Source organism: Porphyromonas sp. HMSC077F02 (assembly GCF_001815465.1).
Lineage (GTDB): Bacteria > Bacteroidota > Bacteroidia > Bacteroidales > Porphyromonadaceae > Porphyromonas_A > Porphyromonas_A somerae.
Genome location: NZ_KV820620.1, coordinates 1 through 1462, shown reverse-complemented (window position 1 = coordinate 1462; position 1462 = coordinate 1). Strand labels below are relative to the sequence as shown.

Annotated in this window: 1 protein-coding gene; it reads right to left on the bottom strand. The window is 45.6% G+C overall.

Going from position 1 to position 1462, the window contains the following annotated elements; all coding sequences use genetic code 11:
- Positions 1–1318: IS1634 family transposase (locus tag HMPREF3027_RS00100; protein WP_070706274.1), on the bottom strand; the 1318-nt coding region annotated here is incomplete at its 3' end.
- Positions 1319–1462 lie beyond the last annotated feature (144 nt).

Sequence of the window (1462 nt, the reverse complement as noted above, 5' to 3'; positions counted from 1 at the left end):
TGCGTTCAATCACCTTTTCATAGGTCTTGGTGCCGCCTTTTCGTGAGAGACTTTGCTTGGCCTTTGTCAGCTCCAGCTCAAATCGCTCCTTGAAAGCTCCATTCATACTCTCCTCTGTATGGAGTTTCTGTGGGGAGTTGACCTGTAGGTAGTAGTCCCCATTTTCGTCCTTTCTTTGCACCTTCCGAAGCGTGATCACTTCCCCCTTGCAGTCATTGACAAGGACGCTTTCCTCACTTGGTGTCAGCTCATAATCCTTTAGTTTAGTGCGTGATACACAGAGGTAGTTGTAGCCTTTAGACTTAATAAGCGAGAGATTTTCTTCTGTCGCAATGCCTGCATCCATTACCACTAGTGCCTTGGAATTGTCCGAAAGTGGGCTCTTTGCAATCACTTCTTCTATCATATGAGGAAGCGATTTCGGGTCTGCCGTATTGCCCTCTAGAATTGAAGAGTAGCGGATAAATCCATCTGTATTAATACAAAGAGCGAGTACGAGGAGCTTGCAATCGCTCCTTTTCTCTTTACTTCGTCCAAACTTAGCTTTTTGACTACTCCGTTTACTTCCCTCAAAATAGAAGTTGGTGAGATCAAAAAGTAGGATCCTATTCTCTTGATTGAATAGGTTGTCTGTCACTCGGCAAAGGTGTTGCTCCAGCTCGCTCTTGATAGCATATAGCTCAGGGGCAACATTATACATCGCTCTATACCCAAGCGACTCTTCCCCCTCTCCGTAGACCAATTCACAGGTGGCGGAGTTCTCCCTAAGGATCGCACGGCTCTTAAACTCCGAGGAGCAATATACAGTGCGGACCATCAACATAGAAATGGCAGCTTTTATTCGTCGGTCGGACCAGCCTTGTTCCTTTAGAAACTCTTCAATCCGAAGTTGTCGGATAGATTGTAGGGCCATCCATTCTGCTCCAAGCTCCCTAGCATCGGTGTGCTTAACGCTCTCTGAGTCAAGCATCTTACGCGCTTTCGCCTCCGACTCTTTGATCACCTGACAAGAAATATCAATGGCCCCGCTCTCTACCATTTCACTCCAAAACTTACTGATGTAAAGGCGAGTCTGCTCACTATACTCAGTAAAAAGATCATCAAACAGAGCTACTTCATCCCTGTGCTCCTGAAGGAAAGTAAGCCCTCTCCCAACGTCACGAACTTCTTCAGGTGTCAGACCAGACCAAAATCCTACGTTGAGCAGAATACGCGAACGCACTCTCCCCAACTTATCCCGAAAAGACTCTTTGATACGGTAGTACTTTTCGTCCCTACCAGAATCCGGATTATATCTTGTCTGCGAAATAAAATGCATAGTGCCACAAAGGTAAGGATAAAAAAATCCACCGCTGTGTACTACATTTCGATTTCAAAAACAACTACCCCGATGAAATCAGCATTTCACTCCTCAAAATGCCTAAAAACCACCCCAAAATATACTCTAGGGGGCAAACTTGGG